Source organism: Shimazuella sp. NTD250, from assembly GCF_059510375.1.
Genome location: NZ_JCAJZS010000002.1, coordinates 283,785 through 301,941 on the forward strand (window position 1 = coordinate 283,785; position 18,157 = coordinate 301,941).

Below are 18,157 nucleotides of genomic sequence, written 5' to 3' on the forward strand. Positions count from 1 at the left end.
CCTTCATTCTACTATACCGATTATTCCATACAGTAGAAACATGGAAATGGTCAAATTACTTCTATACTTCTGCAGGGGTAGCTACTTTCCACCACCCATCAAACCAATCTACCATTGCCGCAACTTCTTCGACATTTCGAGAGACATCCAAGGGCATCCTCCATCCTCGAAGATCAGTCATATCTTCGTTTTGGATAGTTACCCGTTCTGGAATATACAGTCCCTGCAAATATCGGTCATTGAGGATCAGCACCTTGTGGGTGGGTGTCTGCGGAAGCATTCGAAGCTCGATGCAAATATCACCGACATTTTCGTTCTCCCGCAACGCATTAAAACCATTAACAAGCTTTCTGGTGTGCTCATCCGTGATCTGAAGCAAACGCTCTAGCGCAAAAGGATCGTTTGGATCATTCACCATGGCTGGGATCACAAGGGGGGCAGTAGGGTTCGAAACCAACAGCCTTACAGAAAGCGAACCAATCGCAAGTTCTCTGTTCTGAATCTTCTCCCAAATGGGTCCCATAGCGCCATTGAAGGTTTCCGAAGTAAAGCTATAAACGCAAATTCTCACGTCATCAGCTTCCCCGAATACCTCCAGCAGATTTTGCACGAGGGTGGAACCATATGCTCCCTTTGCTTTTGTTCGATCACGCCAATCCCTATGGACTCGATTCCTCTCATCCAAATATCCCTCTTCGTGAAGTTGCTCAAGGGCGAGTTGCAGCGTATTTCTATCTGTCTTAAATACCTTAGCTACAACCTCTTCAGGGGTAAGCGCAGCGCCGATCACCAATTCACCTCTGGTGATCCGTCTTTTGATTTCAGCAGCTACGTCCTCTACAGAAAGAAATTTCATTTCCACTCCTTAAAGACTCTTCCTTGTGATCAGTTTACTATATTTTCGTATTAGTGGCTATAACCTTATATGCAGACAGCAGTGCATCTTCTGTGTAGAAGGTGCACTGCTGGTATCTCTTCAAAATTTCAACTGGCTCCTAGTTACTTGAGCCCGATGGAAGAGACAAAGATGGTCACCCTCTGAAACCACTGCGTTCGAACAATGGAGTGTTCCAAACACGGAACCATCAGGTAGTAGGTTGTAATTGCACTTCTTCTCTTGATACAACAATCTGAACAACTGCGCATTTTTCTCGGAAAGTCCGCTGTCCACCACTTCCCATGTATCACAGAGCTCTTTCATTGACTCAAAGGTACTATCGACACCGTTAACCGCATCCCCAAATAGAGTTGGGTCAACCTGCCGATCACGGACAGCGTTCCTACAAAGCGCAACCCACCAATCAGTCTGTACCATTACAAGATGAATGTGAGTCTGGTATTCTCTGAGCCCTATTTTAGGTGCTAGTCTATTCCAGAGTTCACAAACGGCTAGTGCCAAGTAGATCATGGAATCCCTCATCCCTTGGTTGTCGCCCGCATCTGCAACAAGAATGGGATTTTTGGAGGGTTTCAACAGTTCCATAACGAACCTTTTCAAGGCGATTCTCATCGCCTTTCTACCTACTTTTGGGGGGACTTCTCCCTTGATAATTCGGTGTCGTTCGTCTGGATCAATCAAGGTTACATTGAGACCAAGGAGTCTTCGAAAATCACGAATCATCCTTTGAGCATAGCGTGATTTACCTGATCCCGGATAACCATGAACTAGGATAACCTGCCTTTTCCCTTCTGCAATCCTCTTCAATGTATAAACATCAGCCGCAAACAGCTGAGTAGGGGTAGAGGAACTCGGCGTCAACATTGTTTTTTCTCTCTGTTAGACAACGCTTCCTTACCCTATTATAAATTGTTTATAAATACAAAAAAAGTACCATCATATTCATGATGGCACTTTATCCAAATTTATTTTTTATGTCTGCTTCCAGGTTTCACCACAGGAATACCTTCTTTACACAATGGACAATCTTCTGCTAAGTAGCTTTCAATTTGCACTGCTTTTAGTGCTTTATAAGGAACATCAAACGGATTTTCGCCTTTTGACCGATCTACTAAAGAACCTACTCCGATGATCTTCGCTTCTCTTTCTTCCAAGAGCGCGATAACTTCTTTCACTGAACCGCCTGTGGTCACAACGTCTTCGATGACCAAGACGCGTTCTCCAGGGTCTACTTCAAAACCGCGGCGGATTTGCATTTCGCCTTCTTTGCGTTCGGCAAAGATACAGCGGACTCCAAGGCTTCTTGCCACTTCGTGAGCGATGATCACTCCGCCTAGCGCAGGTCCTACTACGAGATCGATTTCTTGATCTGCAAACAGTTTTGCTACAGCATCTCCAGCTTCTTTTGCTTCTCTAGGATATTGGAGTAATTGTGCCATTTGCATGTATTGGTCACTGTGCCGGCCAGATGTTAAGAGAAAGTGACCCTTTTTTAATACTCCTGTCCGTTCAATCGCTGCTTCTAATGTCCACTCACTCATGCTGTTGCCTCCTCGATCGATTGTAAGATGTTTTCATATGCTTGTACTGGATCGCTCGCTTTGGTAATCGGTCTGCCAATGACCAGATAATCCGCTCCACGCTGAAGTGCTTCCACGGGGGTAACAACTCGTTTTTGATCATCTGCGCCAGCTTCTTTTGGACGAATTCCTGGGGTAACAGCTAGGAAATTCGAAGCAGTTGCTTGTTTTATCGCACTTACTTCTTGACCCGAACAGATGACACCATCTGCGCCTGATCGTTGTGCTAACTGGGCAAGATGGATCGCAGAATCGGACACATTTCCTTGAATTTGTAGTTCATCCGTCAACATCGCTTGATCTGTGCTGGTCAATTGGGTGACTGCTAAAATTTTGGTGCGGTGGTTTGCGGTAGCTGTTTGCTCTACCGCTTCTCGCGCCCGTCTGATCATTTGACTTCCGCCGCTGGCATGAATCGTTAATAAGTCAATTCCAAGTTTACTCACCGTTTTTACCCCTTCGTAAACGGTGTTCGGGATATCATGAAGCTTAAGATCGAGGAAGACTTGGTAGCCTTCCTCTTTCTTTTTGGCAACCCATGCAGGACCAGCTTCATAAAACAATTGGTAACCAACTTTGATAAACGCAGGCGGAAAGGAGTGCAAGAAAGCTTCCGCTTCTTGCAGGGAATAGTCCAGAGCGATGATTACTTGTTTACTCATGAGCCCCTCCTACACCATTACCGTTTGTTTTCTGGCAACCTTTGCTTCCTCGCCAATCGGCAGAGCAGACAGGTGAATGGTTTCCATCGTTGTCAGTAATGCTTCCACGGTATCAAGAGAGGTGAGACATGCTACCCCGTGCTCTACTGCTTCACGGCGGATAAGGAACCCATCTCTTTCAGGGGTTTTGCCACGCGTCCAAGTGTTTACGACTAAATCTGCTTCTCCTTTGCGTATCATGTCAAGAATATGAGGAGAACCATCTTTTAGTTTGTTTACTCTTTGGACAGGAATACCAGCTTTCTCCAGCACATCTGCTGTTCCAGCGGTAGAAACAACCCGATATCCTAGTTGGATAAAGCGTTCCATCAGCGGAATTATTTCTTCTTTCTCTTTATTTCCGATCGTTGCCACAACTGTACCAAATCGAGGCAAGGAAATTCCCGCTGCGATCAAACCTTTGTAGACCGCTCTTGCATAATCGCGATCTCGACCCATCACTTCTCCAGTCGATTTCATTTCAGGGCCAAGCATAATATCTACACGGCGTAATTTGGCAAAGGAGAACACAGGAACTTTTACTGCTACTTCAGGAGTTTCCGGCCATAATCCTCCTGTATAACCTTGATCTGCTAGGCTTTCACCGAGCATAATTCTGGTAGCTACTTGTGCCATTGGAATGCCTGTGACTTTACTTAAAAATGGCACTGTTCGAGATGCTCGTGGATTCACTTCTAAGACATACAACTGTTCTTTGAACAGCACAAATTGGATATTGATAAGTCCTTTGGTGTTGAGTGCTTTTGCAATACTTGTCGTAATCTCCACTAAGCGTTGTTTTTGCTCGTTAGTAATCGATTGCGGCGGGTAGACTGCGATGGAGTCACCAGAGTGTACACCAGCCCGTTCAATGTGTTCCATGACCCCAGGAATCACGACTTGCTCTCCATCGCAGATCGCATCTACTTCTAATTCTTTTCCTAGAAGGTATCTGTCAATCAATACTGGATGCTCCGGGTTAACTTTTACTGCTTCTACCATATAATCGCGAAGTTCAGCTTCGTTGTAGACAATTTGCATCGCACGTCCACCGAGGACATAGGATGGGCGGACTAACACTGGATATCCCAAGTCCGTGGCAGTTTGGACTGCTGCCTCAATCGAAGTCACTGCTGATCCTGGCGGTTGAGCGATATTTTCATCGCTGAGCAGTTTCTCAAATTTTTTCCGATCTTCTGCTCGATCAATCTCTTCTAGTGAAGTACCGAGGATTGGAATCCCTTCTTCACGTAAATCTCTTGCTAAGTTTAAAGCTGTTTGACCACCGAACTGCACGATCACGCCGATCGGATTTTCTCGTTCGATCACATTCATCACATCTTCTTTGAAGAGCGGTTCAAAGTAGAGGCGGTCAGATGTGTTGAAGTCAGTAGATACGGTCTCTGGATTGTTGTTGATGATAACTGCTTCATAGCCGGCTTCGCGAATGGCCCAAATCGCATGTACAGTGGCATAATCAAACTCTACCCCTTGACCGATGCGGATCGGACCGGAACCGAGGACGAGAACCGTTTTCTTATCACCTTTTTCCACTTCATCTTCTTGCTCATAAGTCGAGTAGTAGTAAGGAGTAGAAGCAGAGAACTCAGCTGCACAAGTATCTACGATTTTATAAACTGGGGTAATTCCAAGCTCTTTGCGCTTTTTAGCAATGGCTTTTCCTTTGTTTCCTGTAAGTCTTGCAATCGTTCGATCCGTAAAGCCCAATCGCTTTGCAGTCAAGAGTAAGTCTGCTGTCAATTCGCTTGTTTCACTTAGATGAAGCTCTAACTTGATGATTCGCTCCAGTTTGACTAGAAAGAAACGATCGATTTTTGTGAGTTGGTGAGCATCTTCTACTGTGTAACCGCGACGGAACCATTCCCCAAGTAAGAAGAGACGCTCATCATCTACTCGTACCAATCTATGTTCCAATTCCTCGCGAGTCATCTCAGCCGTTTCCGTTAAGTAGAGGTAGTCTGCACCGATCTCCAGAGAGCGAACAGCTTTGAGCAGGGATTCTTCTAACGTACGTCCTATCGCCATGACTTCCCCAGTCGCTTTCATCTGTGTGCCAAGACGTCGGTTAGCGGAAGAAAATTTATCAAAAGGCCAACGTGGAATTTTGCTAACCACATAGTCTAAGGCTGGTTCGAAGCAAGCGTAGGTCTGTCCTGTCACTGGATTGATCAGTTCATCTAAAGTGTATCCCATAGCGATTTTGGCGGCGATTCGGGCGATTGGATAGCCAGTCGCTTTAGAAGCTAATGCGCTTGAGCGGCTAACCCGTGGATTTACTTCGATCACATAGTATTGGAAACTGTCTGGGTCTAGTGCGAATTGAACGTTACATCCGCCGCGAATGTCTAAAGCACGAATCATTTTTAGCGCGGAGGAGCGCAGCATATGGTATTCTTTGTCAGACAAAGTTTGGCTTGGAGCGAAAACAATACTGTCTCCTGTGTGCACACCAACTGGATCGAAGTTTTCCATGTTACAAACGACGATCGCATTATCATTGGCATCTCGCATTACTTCGTATTCAATTTCTTTAAAACCAGCGATACTCTGTTCGATGAGACACTGGGTGATTGGGCTTAAACGAAGGCCATTCTCCACGATTTCGCGCAATTCTTCTTCGTTGTTTACGATACCGCCACCGGTTCCACCCAAAGTGTAAGCCGGGCGGACGATAACCGGATAACCATTATTGTTGGCAAATGCAACAGCTGCATCAGCGGTGTGTACAATTTCGCTGGAAGGAACGGGTTCATTTAACTCGTGCATCAAAGCACGGAACTGGTCACGGTCTTCGGCACAAGTAATCGCACGCAGTTCTGTTCCAAGCAAGCGAACGCCTTCTCGTTCTAAGACACCTGCCTCTGCTAGTTTTACTGCAAGGTTTAACCCAGTTTGACCTCCAAGGGTAGGAAGTAAGCCATCAGGTCGCTCTTTGCGAATGATTTGCGTGAGGAAATCGACCGTTAACGGTTCGATATAAACTTTATCTGCCATATTGGTATCGGTCATAATCGTTGCAGGATTACTGTTGACGAGAATAACTTCCATACCTTCTTCTTTTAATGCTTGACAAGCCTGTGTACCAGCATAGTCAAATTCAGCTGCCTGCCCAATTACGATAGGTCCAGATCCAATTACGAGGATTTTCTTAAGTGATGTATCTTTTGGCATGATTATTTCCCCTCCATCATTGTCATAAACCGATCAAACAAGTAACCATTATCCAGTGGTCCTGGAGCTGATTCTGGATGATACTGTACCGAGAAAGCAGGAAATTTCTTGTGTTCGACACCTTCAATTGTTCCATCATTTAACGCAACATGACTAACTTTTAGAGCTGTATTTTTCAGCGTTTCTTCGCGAACCACATAACCGTGATTTTGCGCTGTGAGGTATGAGCGTCCAGTTGCTAACTCTTTTACTGGATGATTGCCCCCGCGATGACCAAACTTTAATTTCTCCGTATCTGCTCCACAAGCCAGTGACAAGAGTTGGTGTCCGAGGCAGATGCCAAAGATCGGAACTTTGCCGAGTAAACCTTGAATCGCTTGGACAGATTCTGGAACATCTTTTGGATCTCCAGGTCCGTTGGAAAGCATCACACCATCTGGTTGATATTTCAAAATCTCTTCCGCAGTTGTGTTATAAGGAACCACTACTACTTCACAATTGCGTTCCATTAATTCACGATGAATGTTGTGCTTTGCTCCATAATCTACTAAAACCACACGTTTCCCATTGTTAGGAGAAATTTGTACGCTCTTCGTGCTCACTTGTGCTACTTGGTCTGTACGCAGAGAAGCATCTTGCAGGCGAGATAAAAGAACTTCAACAGGCTCCTCACTTGTCGTAATCATGCCTTTCATCGTCCCATGAATTCGAATCTTTCTCGTCAACATCCGTGTATCGAGATCCGAAATCCCGACGATATGATGCATGGCGAGCCACTCGTCAATCGGCATCTCATTTCTCCAGTTGCTTGCATACTCTGCATGCTCTCGAACGATTAAACCTTGGCAGTGAGGTTGTAAAGCTTCGTTGTCCTCACGGTTAAACCCATAGTTTCCGATGAGCGGATACGTCATTGTGATTAATTCCCCACAGTAAGATGGGTCTGTGACAATCTCTTGGTACCCAGTCATACTTGTATTAAATACGACTTCTCCAATGGATTCTCCAGTTGCTCCGAATGATTTACCTGTAAATACTGTACCGTCTATGAGAAGTAATCGTGCTTTCATCCTGTTCACCCTCCGCTTATGCAATCTGTTTTTTAAGCCGACCAAACTACTTTACCATCAACAATTGTCAGCGTTGGCCAACCTTGCGTTTTCCATCCGACAAAAGGTGTATTTCTCCCTTTGGACAAGAAGGTTTTTGGATCAATTTCCTGTTCTTGTTCCAAATCAATCACCGTAATATCGGCAAGCTGTCCTGCTTCCAGCTTTCCATACGGTAAGTTAAACCGTTCTGCTGGTTTCGTACTCATTAACTCCACCAACTGACGCAGCGTAAATTTCCCTGTTTTTACTAAGTTGGTATAGAGAAGAGGAAATGCTGTTTCCAAACCTACGATTCCAAATGGAGCAAGTTCTATTCCGGCTGCTTTTTCTTCCTCACTATGCGGCGCATGATCGGTTGCAATAAAATCGATCGTGCCATCTTGCAATGCTGCAATCAATGCCTCTCTATCTTCTTTCGCACGAAGAGGCGGATTCATCTTCCAGTTCGCATCCACATCTGGAATATCGTCTTCACAGAGCAGCAAGTGGTGTGGGGTAACTTCTGCTGTTACCTTTTGACCTCGAGATTTAGCTTCTCTGACTAATCGCACGGATTCTTTTGCACTGATATGACAGACATGATAGTGCACACTAGTGTCTTCTGCTAGTAAAATATCACGTCCGATATGGATGGATTCGGATAGACTTGGCATCCCTGTCAAGCCGTGTTTTGCGGCAAATTTCCCTTCGTGAACTACTCCACCTTTGACTAGGGTGTCATCTTCACAGTGGGCAACAATAGGTAATCCGAGCTTTTTCGCTTTTCGCATTGCTTCGCGCATCATTTGGCTGCTTTGAACTCCTACTCCATCATCGGAGAGTGCGAAAATACCTGCTTCCAGTAATGCTTCAAAATCAGTATGCTCAGCTCCAAGCTGGCGAGTGGTGATTGCGCCAATCGGTAATACTCTCGCTTTGCCTGCTGTTTTTGCTTTGGCGAGGATTTCTTTGACTACTTCTACTGTATCGATAACCGGGCGTGTATTTGGCATACATGCAATCGTTGTAAAACCACCACGAACGGCTGCATTTGCTCCTGTTTCAATCGTTTCTTTATGGGTATATCCGGGTTCCCGCAGATGAACATGCAAATCAACAAATCCTGGAGCAACAAATTTCCCAGCTAAGTCGATTACTGTAGCTTCCTTATCTACTATGTTTTCCCCAATTTGCTCAATCTGATTTTCATGGATCAAGATGTCTCGAGTAACCAACTCATCTCCTGCCGTTCCCAAAATACGTCCGTTTTTCAATAGTATTTTAGCCATCTGTTCTCCCCCTACTGATTTGGTCAAAAAAAGTCTCTTTGCCTGCATGACAAAGAGACTTTTGGTACCTTCAAAAGTTTGCCTTTGTCAGCCTCACAGGACCGCCTTTAAAAGGAATTATTTACTTATTTTGCTTAATGGAAACTTCATCGGTTTGACGATCTGCTTCCATGAGGGAAACTTGAACGATCTCTCGCTTGGAAGTAGGAACGTTTTTTCCTACAAAATCTGGTCGAATCGGCAGTTCACGGTGTCCGCGGTCTACGAGTACAGCAAGTTGGATCATCTCTGGTCTTCCCAGATCAATCAACGCATCCATCGCAGCTCGAATCGTCCGACCAGTGTAAAGCACATCATCAACCAGCACAACCTTTTTCCCTGCAATGACAGGAACATTGGTTTCACGCAATTGAGGTTCATCGTTTTTCTCAGTCAGGTCATCTCGATATAACGTGATATCTAGTTCCCCAATCGGTACTTTTTGCCCCTCAATTTGCCAGATGCGCTCATGCAAACGCCTTGCCAAAAAAACCCCACGTGTTTTGATTCCCACTAGCACTGTGTTCTTTACCCCTTTGTTGCGCTCAATAATTTCATGCGCAATACGGGTAAGTGCTCGGCGAACAGCCGCTTCATCCAAAATTAATTTTGTGGACAATGGAATGCTCCTTTGTGGATAATAAAAAAACTTCTTGCCCACACTGAACAAGAAGTACGTCATAGTACTATCTCCGCATCCTTGCCAGCCTCACAGGACTGTATTAAAGGTTCCTTTTTAAACTAGGAGTATTATCCCTCATCTATGTTACTTTTGTCAAATGGAATAAAATCTAAATCATAAAGTCTTACTATTGTGATATCTGTTTTTAAATACATCACTTCACTTTAACTTCAATTTATCATCTATTACCTTGAATATAAGCCTCTGCTGAAACATAGAGAAAATAAGCAAGTCCTGTTTGCTGTTCCTCCAACATCGTCCGGTGGAAATCATCTTCTAAAAAGAATCTCGTCTGTTCTACAAACTGAGCATCATCGGATAACAAATTTTGGGCTTTTAAATAAGCGACATGTTCTCCAATTGTCTCTAGCAATTGTACGTCATTAAACTTCGTACCTTTTTGTAATGCTACGATCATCTTGTTTGTAAAACGAACCGCTTCCCCTGCCTTTTCGTTGAGATCGTCTACCTTTATTTCTTTTTGTTCATCTAATAGCGAATACCCATATTTGTCTTGTAAATACTGATCTTGTTCTTTGAGTGCCTCTCTCCAATCTTCCTCATTGCGAAATCCTTTAAATAAATCTTGTTTCTCCATGGTTACTCCCCTTTTCTCAAAGTCTATCGATTTACTTATCGTGTCTAATAACTGGTCTAACCGATTTCTACGCGTTAGTAATAATTGTTTTTGCTCTGCTAATACTTTTTGCCGATTGGCTTCATGATCCAATAATCGTTTAATCTCCAATAACGGAAAATCTAACTCTCGATAAAACAAAATCTCCTGCAATCGTTCCAGTTCCGTCATGCTGTACAAACGATAAGCCGCCTCGGTTATTTTTGCTGGTAAAAGCAATCCAATCTTGTGGTAATGATGTAGTGTCTTCACCGTTATATGCGACATTTCTGCCATTTCCTTTACTGTAAAATACATCTCACCTCTCCTTTCTCTTTGAGCTTAATGTCTCCTCTTACAGGAGAGTCAACACATTTTTAACAAAAAAAAGACCCATTCTAAAGTACTTGATTTGCTCTCATTTCTTAGTATTTAAAATTTTTTGTCGTAATTTTCAAACTCACCTCGAAACATAACAAATATCCTTACAAAAGTGTAAGTTTTTCTTTAGCTTTATCAATAGGAGAAGAGATAAGTACTTGATATTGTGAAAGCAAGGAAAACAACTTGAGGTGATAATGATGGTAAGAAAAAAATTGATGAACAGCGCCATTATTTATGTATTATTGATTGGATATTATGCTTTGTATGGTTATTTATTTTAGCGGGATTTAAACTTTGGATTAGCAGTAGAAATGGGTGTTTTCTTAATTCCAATCCTATTTTTTTTCGGGTTACCTGTATCCTTGTGTTCGACACAATCACAAAGAAGATACAGAATAATGTAAAAATCATTTCTGCTTTACTACATTTTTTGTTTATTGGTGTGATTTCTACTTTGTTATTAAGACCAATTGCAGATGCTTCAGGACCAAACCTTTATTGTCCTATACTTGCAGCTGTAGTGTTCTTTTGGTTACTCAATCATTTTTTCATCAACATTTCGAAAGAAAATTACTCTATTTCAAGTAAATACTCTTCATTAAAGAGGAAATTATTAGTTGGATCTATTCTTTACTGGTTTATTATTTGCTCGCTTGTAATCTTTACAGGTTCAGATGAGTTAGGTTTAGGAATGTTCTTTTGGAATCTTTACCTTATTCCATTAATCTTTTTCATCAGTATCCCAGTTTCTTTATTCATAGAATTTCTTGTAAAAAAAGTACAAAACAAATATTGGGGAATTATTTCTATACTTGTTCAAGTCATTGTCTTTACTATCCTTAGTTATGTCATTACTATGTTGTACGAATTTGGTCAGTGGAAACTGTACACTATGGCAAAGACAGACTTTTTATATTGGCTAGCTGGAATTTGCTTATTCTTAGTAATCGATATCATCCTTATGTTCATCAAAAAAGAGTACAAAATCAAAGAAACCAAACATGTATCATAAAAGTACAGTCTTCTAAAACAGCTTCATTTCTTTACCAAATAGCCCGCCTAACCTTAGGCGAGCTATTTTAAACTTCAGAATTGATGTCTACATTTTATGCATGTACCAAATTCGCCATAGCTTTTCTTCTTTTAGGACGTTTAAAGAAAAAGTAACCTATCGTCAATACTAGAAAGATAACGAAAAAAATCAAGAGATGGTTTACATCAGTTTGTAAGTCCCCAAAGTTACCGCTGGAAATTACATCTCGGAATCCACGAATGCTATATGTCATTGGCAGCCAGGGATTGAGTGCTTTTGCCCAGCTAGGAAGCAGCTCAAATGGAAATGTCCCTGCGCTGGAAGCCAATTGGAAAATCATGACTAGTAAGATGAGAAAGCGTCCAACTTGGTCAAACAAGGTTACCATTGCCTGACAGAAAAACATAAACGTGAAGGCTACTAGTGTCGTATAACCATAGAACAGCGGGATGTTTTGAACCTCTATATCAAGGAAGTATATCAATATGGTACATGCAATAAGAGACTGCCCCAAGCTCATCAATGCAAAGGTCAATGTCTTACTCACAAATAACTTCCAACCAGCTGCATCTTTCCTCGTCGTAGAGGTCCGAGCAGAAAAGACAGTCGTGAATACGAGTGAACCAGCAAATAAAGCGAGCGATATAAAATACGGCGCAATCCCGTACCCATATAGACTAATATGACGATCGTCATTTGCTTTGATTGATACAGGTGTGGAAAATAGCTTGATGGTTTTGTCATCTGCTTTTATATGACTTGTTTGATCAGCTGCATCATTTAACTTCGCAGCAAGTTCTCCTGAGCCATCACTTAACTTTCCAGCTCCAACTTCTAATTTCTTTGTGCCTGTTGCTAGCTGCTGGCTGCCTGAGACTAGGGTGCCACTTCCCGAGGATAGCTGGCCAAGTCCATCATGCAATTTTCCTGCTCCTGCTTGTAATTGTTTCGAACCTTCCGCTAATTGCTGACTTCCTGATACTACACCTGTAAACTTTGTATTGTATTGGTGAAGACCATCTTCTAATTGTTGTTGACCGGTTTGGAGCTTCTTTGCTCCTTGTAACAACTGATTACTTCCTTGACTCAATTGCTGACTTCCAGATAATAATTGCTCTTGAGCAGAAGTGAGCGATTTACTGCCTGCTAATAATTTGGATTGCCCCTCACTCAATTGATTGGCTCCTGAGGACACCTGAATACTCGCAGCTAATAACTTTTGAAAGTTAGGGTCTAAAGCAAGCTCCGGATGAGTGATTTGCATTTGCTGCAACCCAGTAGATACTTGCGATGCACCATTCGCTAAATCTTTACTTGACGAACTGGAAGCAGACAAACCTGCTTCTAACTGTTGGCTCCCTTTTAATGAAGACTGAAGTCCTGCCGTAAGGCGATCTGTTCCTTGTTTTGAGGCTTGGATTCCATTTGCTAGACTAGCAGTACCTGTTTTAGCTTCTTTAGCCCCTGTCTCCAGTTGTTTTCCTGCTGCTGCAAGCTTTTTTGTTCCACTCGCTAAGTCGTTAGCACCTTTGTTAATATCTCCCGTACCTTGTACCAATCCGGTAGAACCATCGGATAGTTTTTTGGTACTTTCTTGAATTTTGACTGCACCAGTAGATAACTTCGCTAAGTTGGTAGATACTTTTGTTAATCCATCATCTAACTGGCCGGCACCTTTTTGAATATTTGTTGCACCTTTTCCTGCTGTTTGCAGACCATCGGAAAGCTTGGTAAACTGCCCGAAAACACTTCTGGTATAAGCTTGTGTTAAATTATCAGACAGCCCGGTACGCAGCTCTTTGGTCGCATTTTCACTTATTTGCCCTGCTATAAAATTGTAATAACTATTGGATTCATACTGGATCTCTGCCTGATGGGGATCATCTGTGTTTAAGGACGCTGCATTTTTGGAAAAATTACTTGGAATCGTGATCATCGCATAATAGCGATTATCAGCCATTCCTTGTTTTGCTTCATCTTGACTGACAAATTTCCAAGCGAATTTCGGATTCTCTTCTAATTTATCCATAAATTCTTTTCCAACGTTTAACTGTTTCCCATTGTAGGCAGCACCTTTATCCAAATTGACAACTGCTACCGGTAAGTTCTCCAGTTTTCCATATGGGTCCCATGTCCCTTTGATTAAAAAACCACTATATAAAATGGGAACACAAGCGACAGCTATAAAGGTAATAATGAGCATGGGTTTTTTTACAAAATGTTTAAGATCATCTTTAAATACTTGAAACAATTTCATATTCGTACACTCCCAAAAGTATCTCTATAAAAATGGAATATTTCATTTTTTGTTTCTGATAAATCATTGCTATGATAAAGGAAATCAAAATTACATTTGCTTCTATATTAACGAAGTAATATATTAAGGTAAATTTAATGATAATAAGGTTATCTTAAATATAAGTAAAGGATGAGGAGAAAGATGCACTTAGAACAATTGGAATGCATCATTGAAGTAGCCAAAACAGGCTCGCTTACCAATGCTGCACAAAACTTGCATATCACCTTATCGGCAGTAAGCCAATCGATCTCTAATTTAGAAGCAGAGCTTGGTTTAACACTATTCACCCGATCCCGTCAAGGAACCGTACCTACTGTGGAGGGGGAAGCAATCATTAAAAAATCATTTGAAATCATTAGCAAAGTACAAGAATTGAAGGATCAAGCGTCTGACTTCTCCAATACGCAGAGTGGTCAATTGCATCTTGCTACGATTCCAGGTCCACTTTCCCTTTATCTAGACACCTTGATTCAATTTAAGACTGCTTATCCTCAAATAAAAATGGAGATTAGCGAAAAAGGAACACAAGAAATCATTGATGACATTCGAAATAACAAAGTTGATCTTGGGCTGATCATTTTATTTGAACACCTCATACAAAAAAATACCCGCCTGACATATGGACGATTGTTAAAAGGACGCATGGTTGTCTGTGTCAGTCGTAAATCCCCTCTCGCTCTCTTGCGTACCATCACTCCGCAAGAGTTACTGGCACAATCCTTTGTTTTCTTTAACGATGACTATATCAAGTGGTATATGGAGCAATTTCAGCAAAAATATGGACAAGCAAATATCATGTTTACGACAAATAACCAAGATGCGATTTTCCGTGCCCTGCAAGAAGAAAACATTGTCACAATTGGTTTGGACTTTTCCTTTTCCAAACTACCTCAAGTGGTAAAAGGAGACCTTGTAATTATTGAACTGGATATCCCACACCCTGAGTCTGTTCACCTTGGTTGGGTTCGAGCTGAAGAAACCCGATTCTCCAAAGCGGAAACGATTTTTATTCAAAAATTGAGTTATGAGCTGCAAAAGAAATAAATAAAAATTCCCTAAGCTATGTAGTGTGCGAAGGGAATCTTTTCATACTTAGTTATTTGTTCTTTTTCTCAAACCGAGCAAACCTAAAAATCCAATCAGCCCAACTAGTCCTAACCAGCCATAGCTTGGAGCATTACGATTAGTCATTGTTGTCGATGTACGAGTGAAAGTGGTACCGCGACGCTGTATATTATTGGTGTTATTCATGTTATTGGGACTGTATTGATCGTTATTATTTGGGTTGGTAATATTGCTTGTATTGTATGGAGTATTACGCTTATTGATGTCGTTTGTATTGTAACGATTATTTAAACTGTCTCTGTTGTTATGGTTTGGTACGTTATTGGTGTTGTTAGGCCGCGCATTTCGACTGTTATTATCATCACCAATAGTAGCAGCATGAGCTGGAGTAAGATAGGCAAGCGAAAAACTTAGTAATAATACGGATATCAAACATACCAATTGCTTTCTCATTCTTTGTTCTCCTTTGACTTTTGAATAGATGCTTATCAAGATATAGGATGAACGAAAGAAAAAAATATATCCGTATGTCACTTTCCAAAAAATAGAAAGGAAGAATAGGATGGACAAACCTGTCGTCCTTATCACCGGAGCTTCTAGTGGTTTTGGATTACTTGCCAGCATCTCTTTTATAGCAAAAGGATATTATGTCATTGCCGCGATGAGAAACTTGAAAAAAGGTCAAGTTTTAAAAGATCGTATTTTAGCGGAACATCAAAACAAGTTGGAACTTGTCCAATTAGATGTGACCAATCATGAAGAGATAAGAAGAACAGCCAGGGATATTATCCAGCGTGTCGGTAAAATAGATGTCTTGGTAAACAATGCAGGTTATGCAGAAGCAGGTTTTTGCGAAGATGTAACCATTGAGAGATATCGCCAGCAATTCGAAACAAACTTTTTTGGATTAGTCGCCATAACACAAAGCATTTTGCCTCATATGCGTGAGCGCAAAGAAGGGAAGATTATCAATATCAGTAGTATCAGTGGGAAATTTGGTTTTCCAGCACTGAGTCCCTATGCAGCATCCAAACATGCCGTAGAGGGATTTAGTGAATCACTCCGACTGGAGATGCTTCCATTTGGCGTGTATGTATCTTTAATCGAACCCGGCTCCTATCAGACAGCGATTTGGTCAAAAGGTGTATCCACTGTTCATAACAACGAAAACTCTGCCTATCAAACGAGTATGGACAACATGATGAACCAAATGAAAAAAACTGCTGACCAAGCTGGAAATCCGCAAGAAGTAGCAGATTTAATTGTCCGTGTTGCTTCATCCAATCGTCCCAAATTAAGATACCCCATCGGAAAAGGTATCCAATCAACCCTGTTACTCAAAAAGCTCTTCCCTTGGGAATGGCTGGAGAAACAAATCATAAAACGAAGCGAAATTTAAAAGCAGTTCAGCGAAGCTGCTTTTTTTATGTGAAAATTTATAAAACAGCAGTACCATTCTCGACTGTCTCATCAGGTTTTAACAGAACGACATCACTTGGTCCTGGAACTCCCCCAAGTACCAAAACTTCGGATTTAAAGCCAGCAATTCGCATAGGGGGAAAATTAACAACTGCCACTACTTGTCTGCCAATAAGTTGCTCAGGAACATATCGGTTGGTAATCTGAGCGGAAGAATATTTTATTCCCATTTCACCAAAATCAATTTTTAATTTGATTGCTGGTTTTCGCGCCTCTAGAAAAGGTTCTGCATATATTACTGTCCCAATTCGCATATCTAGTTTCTGAAAATCATCGATACTTGCCAATTTGTGCACCTCTCCTAACAGGTAGATTGATTTTTATATCTTTCATTCTATCCTTCTTGATTTTGTCCTGATCATAGCATGTTTAAGCCACAAATCTTATTTAATGCAAAATATAAATAAAATTATATATTAATTAAATAAACAAAAAAATATATACTTACTATTAGAAATAATTAGAGGAGTGGAGGGTTCCTTTTGCGCTATATAACGGATATTCGCAGCCTAGAAAGGATTCCTGAGGAGAAACGGAAAATATTAAGCACGATTACAGATGAATTTGTCTTTCGTGTAAACGATTATTATCTTTCGCTCATCGATTGGGATGACCCAGATGATCCAATTTACAAACTGATCATTCCGCAAGAAGCAGAACTTGATGAATATGGAAGCTGGGATGCTTCAGATGAACATTTGAATTATACTGTTGCCGGTTGCCAGCACAAGTATGGAACTACAGCATTATTACTAGTATCGGAAGTATGTGGTGCCTATTGCCGCTTTTGTTTTCGTAAGCGATTGTTTCGAAACGATGTTTCAGAGACTTTCTTAGATGTAAGCAAAGGGTTAGATTATATCCGCAGTAATGAAAATATCAATAATGTATTGCTGACTGGCGGCGACTCTCTCATCCTCTCTACGCGAAAAATCGAACAGATTCTCCACTCACTCCGCCAAATCCCTCATGTAAAAATTATTCGTTTTGGTACAAAACTGCCGGCATTTCATCCGAAGCGAATTTATGAAGATGAAGAACTACTAAAGGTATTGGAAAAATACAGTACACTAGAGAATCGTCTCTATATCATGGCGCATTATAACCATCCAAGAGAATTGACTGTGGAAGCTTATAAAGCCATTGAAGCCTTACAAAAAGCAAAGGTTACAGTCGTTAATCAGACACCAGTATTAAAAGGAATCAATGACAATCCTGCTGTACTCACGGAATTATTGGATAAACTCTCTTGGGCTGGTGTCACTCCTTATTATTTTTTTCAAAACCGTCCAGTGAAAGGGAATGCAAGCTTTGTCTTAACCCTAAAAGAAGCTTATGAGATCATCGAAAATGCCAAAGCAAAAACATCGGGACTCGGAAAACGAGTTCGATATGTTATGAGTCACTCCTCTGGCAAAATAGAAATCCTTGCCGTAAATGATGGTAAAATCTATTTAAAATACCATCAAGCTCGTAATCCTCATTTTTATGGACATTTTATGGTATTGGAATGTCCCGATGATGCTGCTTGGTTTGATGATTTGCCAGGCAGTCAGGAGATATTAGAGAAGCAAAAGTTAGATTAGAAGAACTTTGGGATAGAAAATTGCCCATTCTTTATGTTTTGTTTTAGAAATAGAATATTCAATTTGTTTCCATATCAAGTCACTCCTCGTTTCTTTAACAAAAGCGACTTCTTCACTTTATAAACTTGTCCTCTATCATAATCCATAAAACGAAGGAGAATAACAAACATCCACCTGCTGAAAATGATCTTGAAGATAAAAAAGCTCTATTTGATGCGAAAAC

The 18,157-nt window shown here is 41.3% G+C and carries 16 protein-coding genes; 4 read left to right on the forward strand and 12 right to left on the reverse strand.

What is annotated here, in order from left to right:
• Positions 1 to 61: 61 nt before the first annotated feature.
• The 9 genes from AC5WOF_RS06315 to AC5WOF_RS06355 form a co-directional block, all read right to left on the reverse strand.
• Complete coding sequence (locus tag AC5WOF_RS06315; protein WP_496049099.1) at positions 62 to 856, reverse strand: GntR family transcriptional regulator; 795 nt, start codon at positions 854 to 856, stop codon at positions 62 to 64.
• Between the two features lie 120 nt (positions 857 to 976).
• On the reverse strand, positions 977 to 1,762 hold the full coding sequence (locus AC5WOF_RS06320; RefSeq protein WP_496049100.1) for an AAA family ATPase: 786 nt from the start codon (positions 1,760 to 1,762) through the stop codon (positions 977 to 979).
• A 101-nt stretch (positions 1,763 to 1,863) separates the two neighbouring features.
• Positions 1,864 to 2,439: an orotate phosphoribosyltransferase gene (pyrE, locus tag AC5WOF_RS06325; RefSeq protein WP_496049101.1), complete on the reverse strand. Its 576-nt coding sequence runs from the start codon at positions 2,437 to 2,439 to the stop codon at positions 1,864 to 1,866.
• Positions 2,436 to 3,140, reverse strand: coding sequence for an orotidine-5'-phosphate decarboxylase (pyrF, locus tag AC5WOF_RS06330; RefSeq protein WP_496049102.1), 705 nt, complete (start codon positions 3,138 to 3,140; stop codon positions 2,436 to 2,438). Before pyrF ends, pyrE begins: the two co-directional genes overlap by 4 nt.
• 9 nt (positions 3,141 to 3,149) lie before the next feature.
• Complete coding sequence (carB, locus tag AC5WOF_RS06335) at positions 3,150 to 6,371, reverse strand: carbamoyl-phosphate synthase large subunit (RefSeq protein ID WP_496049103.1); 3,222 nt, start codon at positions 6,369 to 6,371, stop codon at positions 3,150 to 3,152.
• Positions 6,372 to 6,373: 2 nt separating this feature from the next.
• Positions 6,374 to 7,441, reverse strand: a complete 1,068-nt coding sequence (locus AC5WOF_RS06340; RefSeq protein WP_496049104.1) for a carbamoyl phosphate synthase small subunit — start codon at positions 7,439 to 7,441, stop codon at positions 6,374 to 6,376.
• A gap of 32 nt (positions 7,442 to 7,473) precedes the next feature.
• The gene (gene pyrC, locus AC5WOF_RS06345; RefSeq protein WP_496049105.1) at positions 7,474 to 8,751 is read right to left on the reverse strand and encodes a dihydroorotase; all 1,278 of its coding nucleotides are present in this window, start codon (positions 8,749 to 8,751) and stop codon (positions 7,474 to 7,476) included.
• Between the two features lie 121 nt (positions 8,752 to 8,872).
• Complete coding sequence (gene pyrR / locus AC5WOF_RS06350; RefSeq protein ID WP_496049106.1) at positions 8,873 to 9,409, reverse strand: bifunctional pyr operon transcriptional regulator/uracil phosphoribosyltransferase PyrR; 537 nt, start codon at positions 9,407 to 9,409, stop codon at positions 8,873 to 8,875.
• A 241-nt stretch (positions 9,410 to 9,650) separates the two neighbouring features.
• On the reverse strand, positions 9,651 to 10,406 hold the full coding sequence (locus AC5WOF_RS06355; protein ID WP_496049107.1) for a MerR family transcriptional regulator: 756 nt from the start codon (positions 10,404 to 10,406) through the stop codon (positions 9,651 to 9,653).
• A 430-nt stretch (positions 10,407 to 10,836) separates the two neighbouring features.
• On the opposite strand from AC5WOF_RS06355, the gene AC5WOF_RS06360 reads away from it, so the two are divergent.
• On the forward strand, positions 10,837 to 11,484 hold the full coding sequence (locus tag AC5WOF_RS06360) for a hypothetical protein (RefSeq protein WP_496049108.1): 648 nt from the start codon (positions 10,837 to 10,839) through the stop codon (positions 11,482 to 11,484).
• Between the two features lie 94 nt (positions 11,485 to 11,578).
• On the opposite strand, the gene AC5WOF_RS06365 is transcribed toward AC5WOF_RS06360, so the two are convergent.
• On the reverse strand, positions 11,579 to 13,762 hold the full coding sequence (locus AC5WOF_RS06365) for a YhgE/Pip family protein (RefSeq protein ID WP_496049109.1): 2,184 nt from the start codon (positions 13,760 to 13,762) through the stop codon (positions 11,579 to 11,581).
• Between the two features lie 183 nt (positions 13,763 to 13,945).
• On the opposite strand from AC5WOF_RS06365, the gene AC5WOF_RS06370 reads away from it, so the two are divergent.
• On the forward strand, positions 13,946 to 14,848 hold the full coding sequence (locus tag AC5WOF_RS06370) for a LysR family transcriptional regulator (RefSeq protein ID WP_496049110.1): 903 nt from the start codon (positions 13,946 to 13,948) through the stop codon (positions 14,846 to 14,848).
• A 48-nt stretch (positions 14,849 to 14,896) separates the two neighbouring features.
• On the opposite strand, the gene AC5WOF_RS06375 is transcribed toward AC5WOF_RS06370, so the two are convergent.
• Entirely contained in the window at positions 14,897 to 15,457 is a 561-nt protein-coding gene (locus tag AC5WOF_RS06375) for a hypothetical protein (protein ID WP_496049111.1), read from the reverse strand.
• Between AC5WOF_RS06375 and AC5WOF_RS06380 the strand changes: the two genes are divergently transcribed.
• The gene (locus tag AC5WOF_RS06380; protein WP_496049112.1) at positions 15,432 to 16,268 is read left to right on the forward strand and encodes an SDR family oxidoreductase; all 837 of its coding nucleotides are present in this window, start codon (positions 15,432 to 15,434) and stop codon (positions 16,266 to 16,268) included. The two genes, AC5WOF_RS06375 and AC5WOF_RS06380, sit on opposite strands and share 26 nt — an antisense overlap.
• 37 nt (positions 16,269 to 16,305) lie before the next feature.
• On the opposite strand, the gene csaA is transcribed toward AC5WOF_RS06380, so the two are convergent.
• Entirely contained in the window at positions 16,306 to 16,635 is a 330-nt protein-coding gene (gene csaA, locus AC5WOF_RS06385; protein ID WP_496049113.1) for a chaperone CsaA, read from the reverse strand.
• A gap of 195 nt (positions 16,636 to 16,830) precedes the next feature.
• Here csaA and AC5WOF_RS06390 point away from each other — a divergent pair, with 195 nt between their 5' ends.
• Positions 16,831 to 17,934 carry a KamA family radical SAM protein gene (locus AC5WOF_RS06390; protein ID WP_496049114.1) on the forward strand — a complete coding sequence of 368 codons (1,104 nt, stop codon included), beginning with the start codon at positions 16,831 to 16,833 and terminating at the stop codon, positions 17,932 to 17,934.
• The last annotated feature ends 223 nt before the right edge of the window (positions 17,935 to 18,157 follow it).